Here is a 16,668-nt window from a genome sequence, read left to right as displayed (position 1 = left end):
ACGACCTGCGCGTAATTCACCGAGGCCCCGTTGTATAGGAAAGTCGAACCGTGCCTGAACGCAGACCCACACATGCGAAGCGCGCGCACGCCAAGCAGATGAATGCGAAGCGGGCGTATGCGAGGAGCAAGCCGAAGCAGCCGACTAGAATGCCGAAGGCAACGCCCCCGCAATCCTCGCACGGCCAAACGCTGATCACTCGCCGTCATTTCCTTTACGGAGCGGTTGGCGTCGGAGCCGCTGCTGTCCTTGCCGGAGGAGGCTTCGCACTTTACAGCGCAGCCCAGCCCAGTGCCGACGAAGAGAGCATTTCGGTTCTCGAGGTGCCCGAAAATGCCGTTTCGGTCCTCGGCGACGACCAGGCGGCCATCGCCGAAGACGATCTCGCCAACTACGTCAGCTTGGTGGGCAGCTTCGATCTTCCCTACGGCGCCCTTCTGTGGAACAACAACGATTCGATTGCCGCTTGCCTTCTTCCCACCGAAGAAACGGCAAAGCCGCTCGCCTACATCGCCTTGCTCTATCTGGGAAGCGGAGAGCTCGCAACGGTTCTCGAAGAGGCGGTCGGTCAATCCGAAGGCTTTGATATCTACGATGTTCGAGCAAGCGAGCAAGGGCTCATCTGGACTGAAGCGAACATTCTCGACGGCATCTGGCGCATCTACACCGCATCGCTCAACGACGGCGTGCTCGGCTCGCCGATGCTTGTCGACGAAGGCGATTCGGGTTGGGAGACCCCTACTCTCGCCGCGGTCGGCATGAACGCGTTTTGGCAGGTGCTTCCCGCGCTCGGCGGCAAAAAAACCGCCGAGGACTCCCTGCTCAAACGCGCGCGATTCGGCTCCGGCTCCACGGCCGAAGTGGTATATTCCTCGACCGGGCGCATGAGCACGCCGCCCTATGCATCTCTGGACGGTATCGTCATCACACCCCGCACCAATACGTCATCGGTCAACCATCAGCTCACTTTGCTCGATGCCGATTCATGCGAGGTGCGCGACAAGCTCGTGCTTCCAACTTCGATGAAGCCGCTCGAAGCAGGCTACGGCGACAACGGGTTCACCTTCATGTTCGACGCCATCTACAACTACGGCGGAGGCATAGCGAACCTCGGCACGTACACGCCGGCTCAATCCCACGGAACCGAAGACTACGAGGGGCTTTCCTGGTATCGGTTCACCCGCACGCCCACCGCCGCGCCTTCCTGGAGCAACGGCTGGTTCATCGTGAAATCGACTTACTCCGTCTGCGGCGTCGATATAGGATCGCTTACGTATTTCGCCCTGCCGCTCGAAAGCGGCCACGACGACTACGGCGATTACCTTGCCACCACCGGTTCGACATCGACGTTCGTCACCTACACGAACATCAACGACACCGCGGTCGACGGCACGAAGAAGAAACTGTGCCGCGTGCGCGTTTGGGCCCCTATCGCCCTTGCGTAGCCAAAGCCCGCTGCAATTGGTTTCGCCCGATTCCCGCCGGCACCCCGCACCGCATAAGGAGGCCTTATGAAAGAGAACAAGTACGACGACGAAGCGTTCTTCGAAAAGTACTGCGCGTTTCCCCGCTCGGTCGGGGGCTTGACGGCTGCAGGCGAGTGGCATGAGTTCAGAAAGCTCCTGCCCGATTTTGCAGGCAAACGCGTACTCGATATGGGATGCGGGTTCGGATGGCACTGCATCTACGCCGCCGAGCAGGGAGCGAAGACGGTTCTGGGAACCGACATCTCGGAAAAAATGCTCGAGAAGGCACGCGAGATGACCGATTGCCCCGACGTGGTCTACAAAAGGGCCGCAATCGAAGATCTTTCGTTCGATGCGGAAAGCTTCGATGCCGTCATCAGCTCGCTCGCCCTTCACTACGTCGAATCCTTCGCAGCCGTATGCAGCTCCGTGTACGATTGGCTCGCCCCCGAAGGCACGTTCGCCTTCTCCGTCGAACACCCCGTGTTCACCGCATACGGAACGCAGGATTGGTTTTACGGCGATGACGGCGCCAAGCTGCACTGGCCCGTCGATCGCTACTTTTCCGAAGGCTGGCGCGATGCCGTGTTTCTCGGCGAGCAGGTCGCGAAGCACCACAAGACCCTTACCACGTACCTGCAAAGCCTCATCGACGCGGGATTCTCCCTCGAAGCCATCGTCGAGCCCGAACCGACCGATGAGATGCTCGACGCCGTACCCGAAATGAAGGACGAGCTTCGCCGCCCCATGATGCTTCTCGTAAGGGCGGCAAAACGCGCCTGAGTCCCGCCCTTAAGCGTTTGCCCAAACGCGGGCGCACGCCAATCGGATGCTCATCTGGTTTATCCCGCTCGCATCGCACCGGTCTGCGAGCAGCCGCCATTCCATCGCCTGCGGATGCACGGGACGGCGCAGTTAGATTATTTTTTTGCTTATATATGCATTGCCGTAAATAATTATTGACATGTGCTTATTGGTTACGTATACAATAAGATTATGATGATGTCGCACCTTTCGGCCATCTCGAAAGCAGGCGCATCCACCGGACAACTTAGACAACAAGAGGCTTCGACAGCTGGGCGCTACCCGCTCGCGTGCTCTCGTGACGAGTCATCACCCGATCGGAATGCGCAGCGGCTACATCCTCGCGCAGAAGGGAGCAAGGCGATGCGGATAAAAGCGACGACGGATTATGCGATAAGGGCAGTGCTCTACCTTGCGCTCAGAAACGAACAGTGCTCCTCACGCGAAATTTCGGAAGCGATGCACATCCCCCGCGATTTGCTTGTCCAGATTGCGATTCGCCTCAGGCAGGCCTCCATCCTCGAAGCGCAAAGCGGGAAGTACGGCGGCTATTCCCTCATGAAAAGCCCCAGCAACATAAGCCTGTACGATCTTGCGCGCGCCATGGGAGACGAACCCAACCTGCCCGATAACGACAACTTCGACAACGTGCCGAACCAAGAAGCGGCTAAGCTCATCCAGGGAACCTACCAAACCATCCAATCGGAGTTCGAAAAATACCTCGCCAGCACAACCATCGAAGAAATCGCCAGCCAAAAGCCGATGGCGTGCACAAATTAGCGAGCCCGGCATACAGAAGCCAAATCTCGCTTCCAATCGCACCCGCTGCACAAAAAACGAACGGATGTTTCACGTGAAACATCCGTTCGCGTAATTATTGCGTGTTGCTAAAACTCCAGCTCTTGCAGCCGGTCGAACACAACATCCTTGCGCGTGAGAAAATCCCATGGATCGAAAATCTCGTCGAGCACTTCTTTCGAAAGGTTCGCTTCGGGATCGGACTCAAGCCGCTCTCGGTAAGTGGGGCCGTCCACGGCATTCTGGATATCTTCCCACACCTTCATGGCGTTGCGCTGTACGATCACGTAGGCGTCTTCACGGGATATCCCCGTATCGACAAGGGCCAAAAGCACCTTCGACGAGAAGATGAGGCCGCGTGTGCGATTGAGGTTGTGCTCCATCTTCGCGGGATACGTTTGCAGGCCGTCGAGCATCCACTGCATCTTCCCGAACATGTAGTCGAGGGCGATGAAGCTATCGGCGAGCGCGACGCGCTCTGCACCCGAATGCGAAATGTCGCGCTCGTACCACAAAGCGACATCGTCAAGAGCTACCTGCGCATTGCTCTTGACCACACGTGCAAGCCCGCACACGCGCTCGGCGGTGATGGGGTTGCGCTTGTGAGGCATGGCAGACGAGCCCTTCTGTCCCTTCGCAAACGGCTCCTCGGCCTCGATCACATCGGACTGCTGGAGAAGGCGCACCTGCATCGCAATGGATTCGAGCGTGGAAGCCGTCACCGCAAGGGCGGTCATGACCTGGGCGTGGCGATCACGCGCAAGCACCTGGGTCGAAAGCGGATCGGGGGCGAGCCCGAGCTTTTCGCACACGTACTGCTCGACGAACGGGTCGATGCTCGAATAGGTTCCCACTGCACCGGAGATAGCGCCGGTCGCAGCAACCGCACGGGCTTCCTCCATGCGCGTTTGCGCGCGCTTCAGCGCCCACGCCCAGCTGCCGAACTTCATGCCGAAGGTCATCGGCTCGGCGTGAATGCCGTGCGTGCGACCCACGCATAGCACATTCTGGAATTCGAATGCACGGCGCTTGCAAGTTTCACCGAGCCGCTTCACATCGGCGATGATGATGTCGATCGCCTGGGTGATCTGGTAGGAAAGCGCCGTATCGCCAAGATCCGACGACGTCATGCCATAGTGCACCCATCGGCTCGGAGGCTCTTTACCCTCGGGCACGTCGGCGTCGATGTATTCGGCCATGTTCGTCGTGAAGGCGATAACGTCGTGGTTCGTCACCTTCTCTATCTCATCGATGCGCTCGACCGTGAAATCGGCGTGCGCGCGAATCCACGCGGCCTCTTCCTTCGTGATGCCGGACTTGCCGAGTTCGGCCTGGGCCTCGCATGCCAGCACCTCGATCTCTTTCCAAATGGAGAACTTGTTGTGCATCGACCAGATGGCGCCCATTTCGGGGCGCGTATAGCGACCAATCATGGCTAGGTGTTTCCCTTCAAGCGTTCCGTTTACCTGACCGTTACAGGATACTACAAAGTTTTGAACACCATCCGCACCTCGTCGACCATATCGCTGTCGACGACCACAATCGCCTTGTCCCCGGGGTAGAGCAACGTCCCCGGCGTTGCGACCTCCACATCGTCGGGCGTCGATACCGCAGCGATCAAGCTGCCCTGCGGCAAGGGTATGTCCTCGACGGCGATGCCCGCCTCGTTGCTGTGATATTTCATGCGAGGCACGGCTATTTCGGAGAGCATGACGTTGCCGTGCGAAAGCGACGAGGCAATGCTCACGCTGCCGAGCAGGGCTTCCTCTTCGATGAGATTGGCGATGAGCGTGGTCGACGATACGCATTCGATCCCGACCTCGCGGAAGATGCGCAGATTCTTCGGGCTGTTGACGCGGGCTATGCAGCGCGGCACGTTGAACACGCGCTGAGCGATCTCGCACGAGACGAGGTTATCGTCGTCCTGTCCGGTGGTCGCAACGAAGATATCGGCTTTCCGGATACCCGCATCCTCCTGGTACTTCGAATCGCATCCATCGCCGTGGATAACGAGATAGCGACCCTGCAGCGTAACCGAAAGACGGTCGGCGGTTTGCAGGTTCTCGTCGATAACCGCAACGTCGTTTCCGCTTTGCAGCAAAACGGTGGCGAGGTACTCGCCCACCTTACCGCCTCCGACAATCACAATATACATGGTGCACCTGCCCTAATCCTGGATGTACTGGGAGAACGAATCGATAAGCTCGTGGCGCACGCATGCGAGAATCGTATCGCCATGGTAGAGGATGCTGTCGCGCGTGGGAATCGAGCTTGCCGATCCGTCGCCACGCTCGAACGCGATGATGCGCACTTCGTGATCCCGCTCCATTTCGGATACGCGAATGGTCTTCTTTCCCAGCCCGTTGAGGTTCAAGGAGAAGCGCAGCACCTCGAATTCCCCGAACGTGTCGAGGTGGCTTCCGTGCCCCGCAACAACCTTCGAGAACACGTCTTCGGCCACAAGCGACGTCCCGCACACATAGTCGATGCCGAGCTGCATGTAGGCGCGCTCATGGTCGGGGTTGTACAGGCGCGCGATAACATGGGGCACGCCGAACAGGCGCCCCGCAACCTCGGCCACCATGAGGTTCGTGTTGTCGAGCTGCGTAACGGCCGCCACGACGTCGCATTCCTCGATGCCAGCTTTGACAAGCGTTTCCTCATCGAATCCGATTCCCTGCAGCATCGAGCCGTTGAAGTTGCGGCCCAGATTGGCGAAGGCATCGGGATTGCGGTCGATCACGCAGACGTTGCTTCCGTTGTCGGATAGCATATTCGCGAGCTGCGAGCCGACGCGGCCGCACCCGACGACGATAACATTGCTCATTTCCGTCCTTTCGATTGCACGGCACCCATACTACATCCGATGCCGCACGTTTGCAGCCGCGGCGCTTCGCTGCACACACCGCGAACATGCATCCAGTATAGGATATACAAAAGCCCGCAAAAGCGGGCTTGTTTGTTTCGTTTGTAAGGCGATTGCTAGATGCGCTGCATTTCAGAAAGCGTGCTCGAGAACCAGTGATCGTAGTTCGGCGGGCAGTATTTCTGCGCGGCCGAATAGGTGATGGTATGGCCGTACACGCTCGCCAGGCCGGCTACGTGGGTGTTGATCGCTTCTTCCCAGCTCGAGAAGGAAGAGCTGCCCCAGCCCCATGCGTTGTACGGAAGGAAGCACACGGCGCCCTTCGAGCTTTCAGTGTTGGAAATGGCCGGAGACCAGCGCGGATCGACGCCATTGTCCCATGCAGCCGTAGCGAACGTCACGCCCTGTCCCGCCAAGGGGGAGCCCGCAAGATACGCATCGATTCGGGCAGTCCATTCTTCGATAAACGCCTCTTTGCCAACCGAGAAATCAACTTCGTTCAGATCGATGGCGGGAGGATTGGTGGCAACTTGCTCGGCCTGCTTTTCGGCGGCAGCCGCGATGCGGGCCTCTTCTTCCGCACGAGCGGCCTCTTCGGCGGCGATGCGATCGGCTTCTTCCTTGGCCTCGATGGCCTCGATGCCCTTGGTGATATCGCGCTGAGCGGAATTGGCGAGCTGCGAACTCTCACGGACGCCCGTATCGCTCGCAACGCCCAATGCCTCGGTTTGCGAAGCATCCTCGGATACGACCGAATCGCCCAGACCGAAGCCCGCGGTGTTCACGCCGCCGGCACCGGCGAACGACGTGCCGATCCCAATCGTAATGCACAGGGTAACCACCAAGCATGCCGCAGAACCGGCAAACACAGCGGTACGCCTCCGCGTTTTGTTATATCGTTTCAATGCCAAAGCCCTAATAGCCTTTCGTTTTACAGCGCAAAACTCAACCGCCGAAGCGGTGACAGCGTAGTAAATTGTAAGGGGGAGTTTGCTGTCCAGAAGCCTTTATGCTGTTTTGACTCGTCGTATTCTACTCCATTACGGCCTTCTCAGCCACTTTTTCCAGCCGATATGTGGAGGCCCCTCCATGGTTTGTTCTATAAATGCAGGGTCCCCCGCATAAGGAAAATGCGAACGAATTATGGTGCTTAAGAACCTATATTTAAGGGAAGCGCGCAATTTTCGCCGCTAAGAAACGCAATCGCCTAAAACTTCGGCGGCCGGCTCCCATTCGGCCTTCGACCGCCGCGCTTCGCACGGCACGCGGAAACGGCTTTTTGCCAACCGCCCTACAGTTCCGGTATGAAAATCGCCGCCGCGATGTAGGCGAGCACGGTAAACGCCGGCGACACGACGAACAAGATGAGCACGAGCACGCGCACGATGGCCGGATCGATGCCGAGAAACTGCGCCACTCCCCCGCACACTCCCGCGATACGCCTATCGGTCACGCTGCGCCCGAACGGCTTCTTCCAATCAACGGTGGAAACGCCCTTGAGTCTTCCGGTCATTGCGGCCCAGACCACGTAGAGTCCCGCGCAGATGAGCGCGACGGGCCACAGATAGGAGAACAACGTTCCCAAACCCCGTTGGATGGCGTTCCACCAACCGTAGCCGAACGCCACGCCGAACAGCCTCCAAACGCCGAACAAGACGCATCCGACGCCTACGATGATGGCTATTTGCGCCGATTTCGGGTACTGGGAAAATTTATTCACCGACATCGCCGCCTCAATGCCAGGGATTCACGTCAATAGTGAGCGCTTCTTTGAAAGGAAGCGCCAGCGTGATGAAATCGGTCGACCCCGGTTCGGCGAACCAGACGAGGCCGACAACGCAGAATCCGACGAAGCAAAGGCCGGCGAGCAGTTCGCACAGTGGATTGTGCAGCGCACTTGCAAGGATGAAGAACCCGACCATCATGACGAGAAGCGGCCAGAGTTCTTCGAGCATGGGCACTATGCTCGACCAATCGATGATCTCGAGCGACATGGCCAGCAGAACCACACCCGCCGCGATGGACATGAGCCCGTTGACGAACTGCCCCATTCGCCTGCCCCGGGGAGCGGGAATGACGACGTTTCCAATGCCGACGATAACAAGCAAAAGCGGCCAGAAGCGCCACCATGCAACGCCGTCGATGAACTGGCTCAGGATGGCCGCACACCCGATGAACAGGCAGAGGAATCCGAGCCACAGAGCCGCCCGAACCGATTTCCCCGATACGGGCTCGGCGGGTTGGACGGGAGCGCCTACCGGCGGCGCGTAGGCAGCCTGGGCGGTCGGCGGGATCGGAACCGTGTAAGCAGCTTGAGACACGCGGGACGCCCGGGCGACATGGGGTGACGCTACGTCCGCGTAGGGCTTGGGAGGCTCAGGCGGCACGTGGCCCGTCCCCGCATACGAAGCACCGGCGTTCGCATAAGGGCTGTACGGCGCGGCCTGCGCCGTCGGATGCGCAGCGGTGCGGTCCTCGCTTCCCGTATGCGGCTTCGGTTTCGCTGCATCGAAATCGATAGGGCCGTACGTATCGGAATGGACCGATTCGGGCTGGACCTCAAGCGGTACGGCAGGATCGGGGGCAAGCGGAAGGATGATCCAGAGCGCAATGTAGGCTATAGCGAGCGCTCCGGCAGAAGCAAGCGTGAGCACGACGGCGAGAATACGCGTGACGACGGGGTCGATATCGAAGTATTCGGCTATGCCGGAGCACACGCCGCCGATCAGCGCGTCGCGCGAACGGTACAATCGCTTCTCGGATGCCACGGCTTCTCCTTTCCTCGTCTCGCGGCTTGCAGGAGCATCGCCGCCTCAACGTCGGAAAGCGAAGCATCCCCCTACTCGATCCGTTCTTTGGCCGTATCCGCCGACTCGGCCCTTCCGCCCTGATGATCCGGAGCATCATGCCCTGAATCGATCTCGGTGCTCTCGATCTTTTTCACCCGAATGGAAGATATCCGTCTTCGGCGCATGGACTGTATCCTGAACGAATACCCGTCGATATCGAACCGGTCGCCAATCTGGGGCACCGTGTCGATCCGATCGAGCAGCCATCCGGCTATCGTCTCGTAGTCGTCAGATTCGGTAACAGGCCATCCGAGCTCTTCGGCTTCGTCTGTCGGAAACCGTCCATCCACCGACCACTCGTTTTCGGAAACCGGGATTACGTACTCGCTTTCCGAATCCGACTCATCGATGATTTCGCCCACGATTTCCTCAACGATGTCTTCGAGGGTAATTAAACCATCGGTGCCCCCGTATTCATCCACTACGATGGCCATCTGTTGCCGATTTGTTTGCATCTCCGAGAGGAGCGGGTATATATCCTTGGTCTCGGGCACGAACATGGCCTCGTAGGCGTACTTGCCCACCTCTTCATCGGCCTTGCCGTCCATCAGAGGAGATACGAGGTCTTTGTAATGCGCGATCCCCACAATGCTGTCGTAATCCTCATGGTAGACCGGCAGGCGCGAGTAGCCGGTTCCCCGCATGCGGTCGAGGGCCTGCTTCACCGTCTCGGTATCCTCGACGAGAATCATATCGACGCGCGGCTGCATGACCTCGCGCACCGTAGTATCGCCGAGCTCGATGATCTCGTGGATCATGCGCTTCTCATCGTCGAGAAGCTCTTTGTTGTCGGTGACCATGTACTTGATTTCCTCTTCCGACACATCCTGGCGCTCATCGGCGCTCTTGATGCGCAGCAGCTTCGAGAGTCCGTCGGCGGAGGCGGAGGTAAGCCACACGAGCGGCTTGGCGATCGTGCGGAACACCATCAGGGGGCGCGCAACGCGCTTGGCCACCTTTTCTGCGTCGGCCAACGCCATGCGCTTGGGAACCAACTCGCCCACCACGATGCTCAGGTACGAGACGATAAGCGTGATGATCACCGGAGACAGGCCCGGGGCGACAAACGACAGCCACCCGATGCCGAAGCCGCTCAGCCACTGGGCCAGCGGATCGGACAGGTTCGTCGCCGCAGCGGCCGAGGCGAAGAACCCGACGAGCGTGATGGCAACCTGGATGGTGGCAAGGAACTGGCTGGTATCGGCTGCGAGACCCGCTGCGAGCTCGGCTCGCTTGTCGCCTTCTTCGGCGTCCTTCTCGAGCAGCACGCGCTTTGCGTTGACAAGCGCCATTTCCGACATGGAGAAATAACCGTTTACCAGCACGAGGATGAAGGTAACGACAATGCTTATGCCAATGTCCATATGGGTTTTAGTGTCACTCCTTTGAACTACAGCACGTACAGTGCGATGGCCAAGAACTGCAGGATACTGCCAGCCAGAACCCACAGATGGAAGATGGAGTGCATGTAGGGGATCTTCTTCAGCACGTAGAAGATGCACCCGATCGAATAGCATACGCCGCCTCCGACGAGAAGCCAGAGGCCCGGGGCCGGAATCGCAGTGATCAGCGCCGGCAGGAACCATATGACGCACCATCCGAGCAGCAGATACAGAACAGCCGATATCCAACGCGGCCGAAACACCCAAAACGCCTCGCATGCCACGCCCACAAGGGCGACGACCCACACGAACGCGCAAAGCCAGACGCCGCCCGAGTCGGCGAGCGAGACAAGGCAGAACGGCGTATAGGATCCTGCGATGAACAGATAGATGCAACTGTGATCGAGTATCTTGAAAACCCGCTTCGCCTCTTCGACCGCAATGGCGTGGTACAGCGTCGACATCGTATACTCGAGCACCATCGTGATCGTGTATACAAGCGCAGCGAACAGCCGGATGCCGCCGCCGTTGCCTACGGCGATAACGACGAGGATCGGAATCGCCGCAATGGCCAGCGCGATGCCGAGACCATGCGTGATCGAGTTGGCGATTTCTTCGCCGAGCGTGTATTCGCGAACGTTGTGCTTCTTCCTGTTCGCGTTGCCGTAAGTGTTCGTCGGGCCGTCGGCCAGGGCGCGCATTCCCGCTATGTCGTTCGGCTTGAATTGGGACGGCGTCCACGTTCCCGGTTGGGAATAGGGGCTCAAAGGCTCAGCCGAAGGCACGGAAGCCCTGTGCGAAGCGGTACTTCGACTGTCCTTTGAATCCTTGTTTAGCCGTTCAGTCATGATTGCTTACTGTACCATACTTCCGCCGGGTTTGACCCAATCAAGCCACGTTTCGGCATCCTGTTCAGTCACATCGATCAACCGCAACGTCGTACCGCCGATGCCTGCCGCCGTGCGCGCATTGATCGTGGCCACTCGGGCGTTGCGTTGGAACGGATTGGTTTTCGTAAACCCGTACTGGATTTTCTTACGCGGAAAACTCACGCTTTCGCGCGAGAAGCCGCCGTTGGATATCTGCATGAAACGGCGATTGTACGCAAAGCCCGAGCCCCGATACCACAGCACCGCTCCTATGACATCGAGCACAAGCAACAGCACGCACAAAACGTAGAGCACGATCGCGCCTGTGTTGACGAAGAACAGCAAACTCACCGCGTCGGGATTGGTTGGCGAAACCACTGCGTTCACAACGATCTGGCCCATGGCCACAACGACGGCCAGCCAAAATCCGCTGCCCTGCAAAATGCCGCGACGGATAATGGCGCGCCTGAGGGCGGGTTTTGCAACCGGCCGCGATTCGGTGGGCACGTCGGCGAATTCGGGGACGAGCCCCGCAAGTATCTCGGGAACGCGATCCATCTTGACGAAGGGGTGGATCACAAGCCCCTGGGGCGCGAGGGATTTCTGCTGATCCTCGCTGCTGTTTTCCGCTGCAGCGTCGATCTTGCCCAGCGAAAGCTCGCAGTAACCGAGCAGGCGGCGAATGAAGCTCTGCTTGACGATGACCGACTGAACGCGATCGATGTCGACGCCGTGGAAGCGATGCTGCAAAAGGCCGTGTTCGACCTCGATGCGACTGTCGCGCCTGCGCGCTTTGAACCCGCCGTAGGAGATGCACGCCCCGATGATAGAAAACACCCAGACCACGAGAAACACCGCGACCACGATGCCGGTGATGGCCCATATGGTGTTGCCCGCAAAAGACCTCGTGACGAAATCGATGCCGTTGTCGACGAGCATGCGGCCGATCGCCGTCGAAAGGATCTGCTCGGCAAGGCCGGCAACCGATCCGATCGCCGCCAAAATGATGAGCGCGAAACCTGTGTTGTTCGAAAGCCCCGTGAGCACCAGCTCTTTGTTGCTCATGCCGTATTCGTATGAAACACGGCCCGTATCGACGGCGGCGCCCCCGAATACTCCGCGCACATCGGTCAGGATCTCTGCAGGCATATCGAGCACGTTGCCCGCTGCGGGATGGCCCGCCGGATACGCATAGCCCGCCTGCGAGCCCGGCTGACCCGGTATGGCGTCTTGGTACACCTGACCCGAAAGAATGGCCTGCTTGCGCGCGAACAATTCGGTGCGCAAGCGCTCGGCTTCGGAATTCTGCAGATAAGGGATGACGACGGCTTTGTTGGCCGAACCGCCCGCGGTGTCGATGTTGACCGTGCAGACTCCCGCAAGGCGCTGAACGAGCGTGGCCTTCTGGTTCACCGACTGGATGCGCTGATAGGGCACGTGCACGCGCTTCTTGTTGAAGATGCCCGAGTACAGATTGAACTCATCGGGCCCGATTTCGTAGTAAAGATGCTTGTACGAAAGCGTCTGGATCAACGCCGTCAGGCCGACGATGACGATGAGTCCGACGATGACGGCGATGCCGACGATCAGCAAAACAGGCCCATCGCCGCGCCCGATGGATTCCCCATCGGCGATCGCCCCGATCACCGACGAGAACACCGAGAAAAACGCGATCACGATAAGCATGCCCGCAACCTGCAGGCTACCGAGCCAGATATAGCTGTGGTGCACGCGATGCTTCACCGGTTCCGTCGAGTTCTGAACAGGCTGCTGCCATCCCGCCGCAGCGGGATCGACGTAGCCGCCGACGGGCTGTGCGGGCATCGGCTGGGAGGGGTAGTACCCGGGGGCAGGCTGCTGATAGGGCTGCTGGTTAGGCTGCGAGTACGGCTGCTGGGCGGGCGCCGCTCCAGGCGGCACGGGCGGCATGCCGGATTCGGGTTGACGTTGCTCTTCGGTCATGGCCTACACGTCCTCTTGGGCGATACGGGCAAGCTCGGCTGCGCGATCGCGCAGCTGTTCGGCAACGTGCGTTTCGAGGCCGGGGATCTCATGCTCGCCGGCAGCCGTCGATACGGTAACGCTCGACAGGCCGAAAGCGCGAAGGATGGGGCCCTGGCGCGTATCGGTGTTCTGCACGCGGATGAACGGAATGATGAAGCGCTTGCGCCAGATGATGCCGCGAGCGATGTCGAGGTAGTCCTCGGAAAGCTCGTATCGCCACCGCATGAACCTGATCGGCGGCAACACGACAAGCCACACGATAAGACCGATCACGTAGAGCGCGGCGATAGCCGCCAGGGTGATCCCGATCCAAGGAGCGGGCTCGGCGACGAGCGCGATAAGGAACGGCACGAAAAGGCAAAGAAACGCCACCGTGAGCCAAATTGCATCGTTGATACGCCACACGTTTTTGATTTTCGGATTCAGATGATCTTTCGGAAGGTCTCTCATCGGCTTCTTTCTCGCGCGATTGGTAATTAACGAAACAATGATACCAAAGAACCGCTGAATCCTTTGATGATCTTACAAACCTGCAATCTAATGCTCGACGATCTGTACGGATACGGTGATCGCGCGTGCACCGATTGAATAATTATGACTTATTGAGTAATATTTCGAATGCGGTTCTCTTTGCGCTTCGGGCGCTGAACACCATACCCGAGCACAGTGCCGCCATCCTATTGTCGCGGTCAAACGAGGAAGCCATGTTCAAGCGTCGCATGAAAAAGCATACCGCCGGATTCACCCTGGCCGAACTCCTCATCGTGGTCGCGATCCTCCTCGTGCTCATCGCCATCGCCGTTCCCCTGTTCGCCGGCGCGCTCGGAAACGCCGAAGAGGCGACCTGCGAGGCAAACCGCCGATCTCTCAAATCCACGTTTCTGGCAGCCTACACGCTGGGCGACGACAAGAATTCGAGCACCGTATTCGAAAAATGCCTCGCCGATCTCAAGGCGGAAAACAACGGCATCGCCTGCCCGACGGACGGAAGCTATTCCATCAAAAGCGATGATGGCGAAGGGCACATCGTCGTGCGCTGCTCGAAGCACGGCCTTCGGGTAGACGAGGGGATACTCGCCTGGATCCAAGAAACGTACAACGGAGCATGGCATCAGTTCGTCGACGAAGACGGCAAGCAAATCACCAGCGACATCGGCATTCGCAGGCAGTACGCCCTGCAACACGGATTAACCGAATGGCCGAAGGTCACCGGCCTCGGAAAAGACGGAGCGGAAGGCGCGCTCTACATCGAATTCAAGAGCTTCGGAAACACTTCGAACTCTTCGTTCCTTTACGCGGGAACGAACAAGGATCCGAACGCAACCGACTGGAACGCCTATTACGTGTGCGACAGCGCGGGGCTGCTTGGCAGCGATAGCAAGGGCCAGTGGTATCGGATCACCTCGAACCCGAAGGGCGAAAACATCGCCAAAGACGAGGCCGGCATGAAGGCGATCCTGGAAAAGAACAAGGCCAACAAGGTCGATCTCGTCAACGATAAATTCGTCGATATGTAACAGCGCCCCGTCACCTCGCCCACACGGAAGCGCCGCTTCGCGAAGCGGCGCTTCTTTGCGTTATACTGGGATTTGATATCCGAAGCAACCGCGTATCCCAAGCTGAAAGAGGGCACCATGAAATACATCGAGCTTCAAGACGAAATCAAAACGGCCATGAAGGCAAAGGACAAGCTGCGCCTGTCCATCCTTCGGCAGCTTCACGGCGAAGTCAAGAACATCGAAGTGAACGAGCGCCGCGAAGTCACTGAAGAAGATGTCGATGCCATGCTCAAGCGCCTCATCAAGCAGACGAAGGAAACGCTTGACGGCTCCATCAAAGCGGGCAACGATCAGGAACGCACCGACACGCTGACCGAACAGGTCGCCATCCTCGAGGGCTACCTTCCCGAGCAGGTTTCGGGAGATGCGCTGATCGGCCTGATCGATCAGGTGCTTGCCGAAACGGGAGCCACCGCTAAGAAGGAAATGGGTCGCGTCATGGGCGCCCTCACGCAGGCAACGGGCGGCAACTTCGACAAAGCGGCGGCGGCGAAGGAACTCGGCAGCCGCCTTTCGTAAACCGCAGGCCCGCCCAACCGCAGTGCAGCCCGTATGATAGAGGCATCCGCCGAACGTACCCGTGCGCGCTTTTTCTCGTGTTCGAAACAAATACAGGGTATAATTCCACGCTAATTCGTATCGCGGGCCTCCATGCGCCTGCAGTACGATCCGTAAGGAAGACGGATGAAAGGTATTGCCATGGATAACGACTACTCGCTATCGCGCGTACCTGATGAAGCGAAGCAGCCATTTTGGAAGATTCTCTTCATCAGGATCGGCGCGATTTGCTGCGTATCGCAGCTCATGCTGGGAGCCGCACTCGGCTTCGGCATGACGTTTTGGGATGCGTTTTTGGCCACCATGCTCGGCTCGGTGCTGTTGCAGGTTGTCAGCTGGGCACTCGGCACCGCTGCCGCGCACGAGGGCCTTTCAACGAGCCTCCTTTCCCGCTGGACCGGGTTCGGCAAAGGCGGATCGGCGCTTTTCGGCGGCGTTGTCGCCATCTCGATGGTGGGCTGGTTCGGTGTCCAGAACGCCGTGTTCGGCCAGGGCATGGCAACCATCGTCGGATTCACCGATTTCCTCGGAGATTTCGAGTATCCCGTATGGGCCATCATCACGGGCATCGGCATCACGCTGCTCGTCGTGTTCGGTATCAAGGCGATCGCCAACTTCGCCACGATCTTCGTCCCGGTGTTCATCGCCGTCGTCATCTACGCCACCTGGGTGATCCTGCAGGATCACACGCTGGCCGAACTTGTCAGCATGGCTCCCCCGGGAGCGGCCCTTTCGCTTGGCGCGGCAACCACCATGGTTGCCGGCGGCTTTATCGCAGGCGCCATCTGCACGCCCGACTACGCGCGTTTCCTCAAAGGCGGCACGCAGGTTTTCTGGATGACGCTTATCGGAACGTTCATCGGCGAACTCGGCATGAACCTGCTCGCCGTCATGCTCGCGCACGCCACGGGCACCGAGAACGTCGTCGATCTCATGATGGCGACTTCGGGCATCATCGGCGTCATCATCGTTGTCGCCTCGACGGTCAAGCTCAACGACATCAACCTGTATTCTTCGGGCCTTGGCCTCATGACGCTCATCAACGCGCTCTTCAACAAGACGGTCAAGCGCAACACGATCATCTGGGCGCTCGGCATCGTCGGCACCGTGCTCTCCGTCATCGGCATCATCAACTACTTCACCGATTTCCTCACCCTGCTCGGCGTTGCCATTCCGCCGGTTGCAGGCATCATGGTCATCGACTACTACGTGCTGCGTCGCAGCCGCAAGAAGCTCGACGAATCACGCGCCAAAGGCGAGTTGCCTGCCAAGGTCGAGAACTGGAATCCGATCGCCATCATCTGCTGGATCGCCGGTTTCGCCGTAGGCCAGATTACGAGCATGCTGAACATCGGCATTCCCGGCCTCAACTCGCTCATTCTCGCAGGCGTGCTGTACTGGGTTGTCATGAAGATCTACGCCAGCATCAAAAAGGTCGATGTCGTGGAGTTCAAAGAGACCGATCAGGTTCTGTAACCTGCCTGCTTCGAAAGACATGCAAAAGACCCGGTGC

At 58.9% G+C, this 16,668-nt stretch carries 16 protein-coding genes; 6 read left to right on the top strand and 10 right to left on the bottom strand.

The annotated features are described in order from the left end of the window. Window positions 1-50: 50 nt before the first annotated feature. From C1719_RS00995 to C1719_RS00985, 3 genes are all read left to right on the top strand, one after another. Window positions 51-1,445 carry a twin-arginine translocation signal domain-containing protein gene (locus C1719_RS00995; protein ID WP_245874228.1) on the top strand — a complete coding sequence of 465 codons (1,395 nt, stop codon included), beginning with the start codon at window positions 51-53 and terminating at the stop codon, window positions 1,443-1,445. A 66-nt stretch (window positions 1,446-1,511) separates the two neighbouring features. Continuing rightward, window positions 1,512-2,249: a class I SAM-dependent methyltransferase gene (locus C1719_RS00990; RefSeq protein WP_102373399.1), complete on the top strand. Its 738-nt coding sequence runs from the start codon at window positions 1,512-1,514 to the stop codon at window positions 2,247-2,249. Window positions 2,250-2,633: 384 nt separating this feature from the next. Further along, window positions 2,634-3,050 carry an RrF2 family transcriptional regulator gene (locus tag C1719_RS00985; RefSeq protein ID WP_180963405.1) on the top strand — a complete coding sequence of 139 codons (417 nt, stop codon included), beginning with the start codon at window positions 2,634-2,636 and terminating at the stop codon, window positions 3,048-3,050. A 107-nt stretch (window positions 3,051-3,157) separates the two neighbouring features. On the opposite strand, the gene purB is transcribed toward C1719_RS00985, so the two are convergent. From purB to C1719_RS00935, 10 genes are all read right to left on the bottom strand, one after another. After that, complete coding sequence (gene purB / locus C1719_RS00980) at window positions 3,158-4,501, bottom strand: adenylosuccinate lyase (protein ID WP_102373397.1); 1,344 nt, start codon at window positions 4,499-4,501, stop codon at window positions 3,158-3,160. Window positions 4,502-4,551: 50 nt separating this feature from the next. Then, window positions 4,552-5,223, bottom strand: a complete 672-nt coding sequence (locus C1719_RS00975) for a potassium channel family protein (protein WP_102373396.1) — start codon at window positions 5,221-5,223, stop codon at window positions 4,552-4,554. 12 nt (window positions 5,224-5,235) lie between these two features. Continuing rightward, window positions 5,236-5,895, bottom strand: a complete 660-nt coding sequence (locus C1719_RS00970) for a potassium channel family protein (RefSeq protein WP_102373395.1) — start codon at window positions 5,893-5,895, stop codon at window positions 5,236-5,238. A gap of 155 nt (window positions 5,896-6,050) precedes the next feature. Continuing rightward, window positions 6,051-6,803: a CMP-2-keto-3-deoxyoctulosonic acid synthetase gene (locus tag C1719_RS00965; RefSeq protein WP_245874227.1), complete on the bottom strand. Its 753-nt coding sequence runs from the start codon at window positions 6,801-6,803 to the stop codon at window positions 6,051-6,053. 422 nt (window positions 6,804-7,225) lie between these two features. Then, window positions 7,226-7,660: a PspC domain-containing protein gene (locus C1719_RS15500; RefSeq protein ID WP_146007815.1), complete on the bottom strand. Its 435-nt coding sequence runs from the start codon at window positions 7,658-7,660 to the stop codon at window positions 7,226-7,228. A gap of 7 nt (window positions 7,661-7,667) precedes the next feature. Then, window positions 7,668-8,702, bottom strand: coding sequence for a PspC domain-containing protein (locus C1719_RS00955; RefSeq protein ID WP_102373393.1), 1,035 nt, complete (start codon window positions 8,700-8,702; stop codon window positions 7,668-7,670). Window positions 8,703-8,773: 71 nt separating this feature from the next. Further along, window positions 8,774-10,147, bottom strand: a complete 1,374-nt coding sequence (locus C1719_RS00950; protein WP_102373392.1) for a hemolysin family protein — start codon at window positions 10,145-10,147, stop codon at window positions 8,774-8,776. Between the two features lie 26 nt (window positions 10,148-10,173). Beyond that, window positions 10,174-10,866, bottom strand: coding sequence for a PAQR family membrane homeostasis protein TrhA (gene trhA, locus C1719_RS00945; protein ID WP_102373391.1), 693 nt, complete (start codon window positions 10,864-10,866; stop codon window positions 10,174-10,176). A gap of 153 nt (window positions 10,867-11,019) precedes the next feature. Further along, window positions 11,020-12,996: a PH domain-containing protein gene (locus C1719_RS00940; RefSeq protein WP_102373390.1), complete on the bottom strand. Its 1,977-nt coding sequence runs from the start codon at window positions 12,994-12,996 to the stop codon at window positions 11,020-11,022. A gap of 3 nt (window positions 12,997-12,999) precedes the next feature. Then, the gene (locus C1719_RS00935; RefSeq protein ID WP_102373389.1) at window positions 13,000-13,488 is read right to left on the bottom strand and encodes a PH domain-containing protein; all 489 of its coding nucleotides are present in this window, start codon (window positions 13,486-13,488) and stop codon (window positions 13,000-13,002) included. Window positions 13,489-13,742: 254 nt separating this feature from the next. Here C1719_RS00935 and C1719_RS00930 point away from each other — a divergent pair, with 254 nt between their 5' ends. The 3 genes from C1719_RS00930 (at window position 13,743) to C1719_RS00920 (ending at window position 16,631) form a co-directional block, all read left to right on the top strand. Beyond that, the gene (locus C1719_RS00930; RefSeq protein WP_102373388.1) at window positions 13,743-14,555 is read left to right on the top strand and encodes a competence type IV pilus major pilin ComGC; all 813 of its coding nucleotides are present in this window, start codon (window positions 13,743-13,745) and stop codon (window positions 14,553-14,555) included. A gap of 117 nt (window positions 14,556-14,672) precedes the next feature. Then, window positions 14,673-15,116 (top strand): GatB/YqeY domain-containing protein, encoded by a 444-nt coding sequence (locus C1719_RS00925; RefSeq protein ID WP_102373932.1) that lies wholly within the window; start codon window positions 14,673-14,675, stop codon window positions 15,114-15,116. A gap of 165 nt (window positions 15,117-15,281) precedes the next feature. Next, window positions 15,282-16,631, top strand: coding sequence for a purine-cytosine permease family protein (locus tag C1719_RS00920; RefSeq protein WP_180963404.1), 1,350 nt, complete (start codon window positions 15,282-15,284; stop codon window positions 16,629-16,631). Window positions 16,632-16,668 lie beyond the last annotated feature (37 nt).

It is taken from the genome of Raoultibacter massiliensis, assembly GCF_900199545.1.
GTDB lineage: Bacteria > Actinomycetota > Coriobacteriia > Coriobacteriales > Eggerthellaceae > Raoultibacter > Raoultibacter massiliensis.
This window is presented reverse-complemented; position numbering and strand designations above follow the sequence as displayed.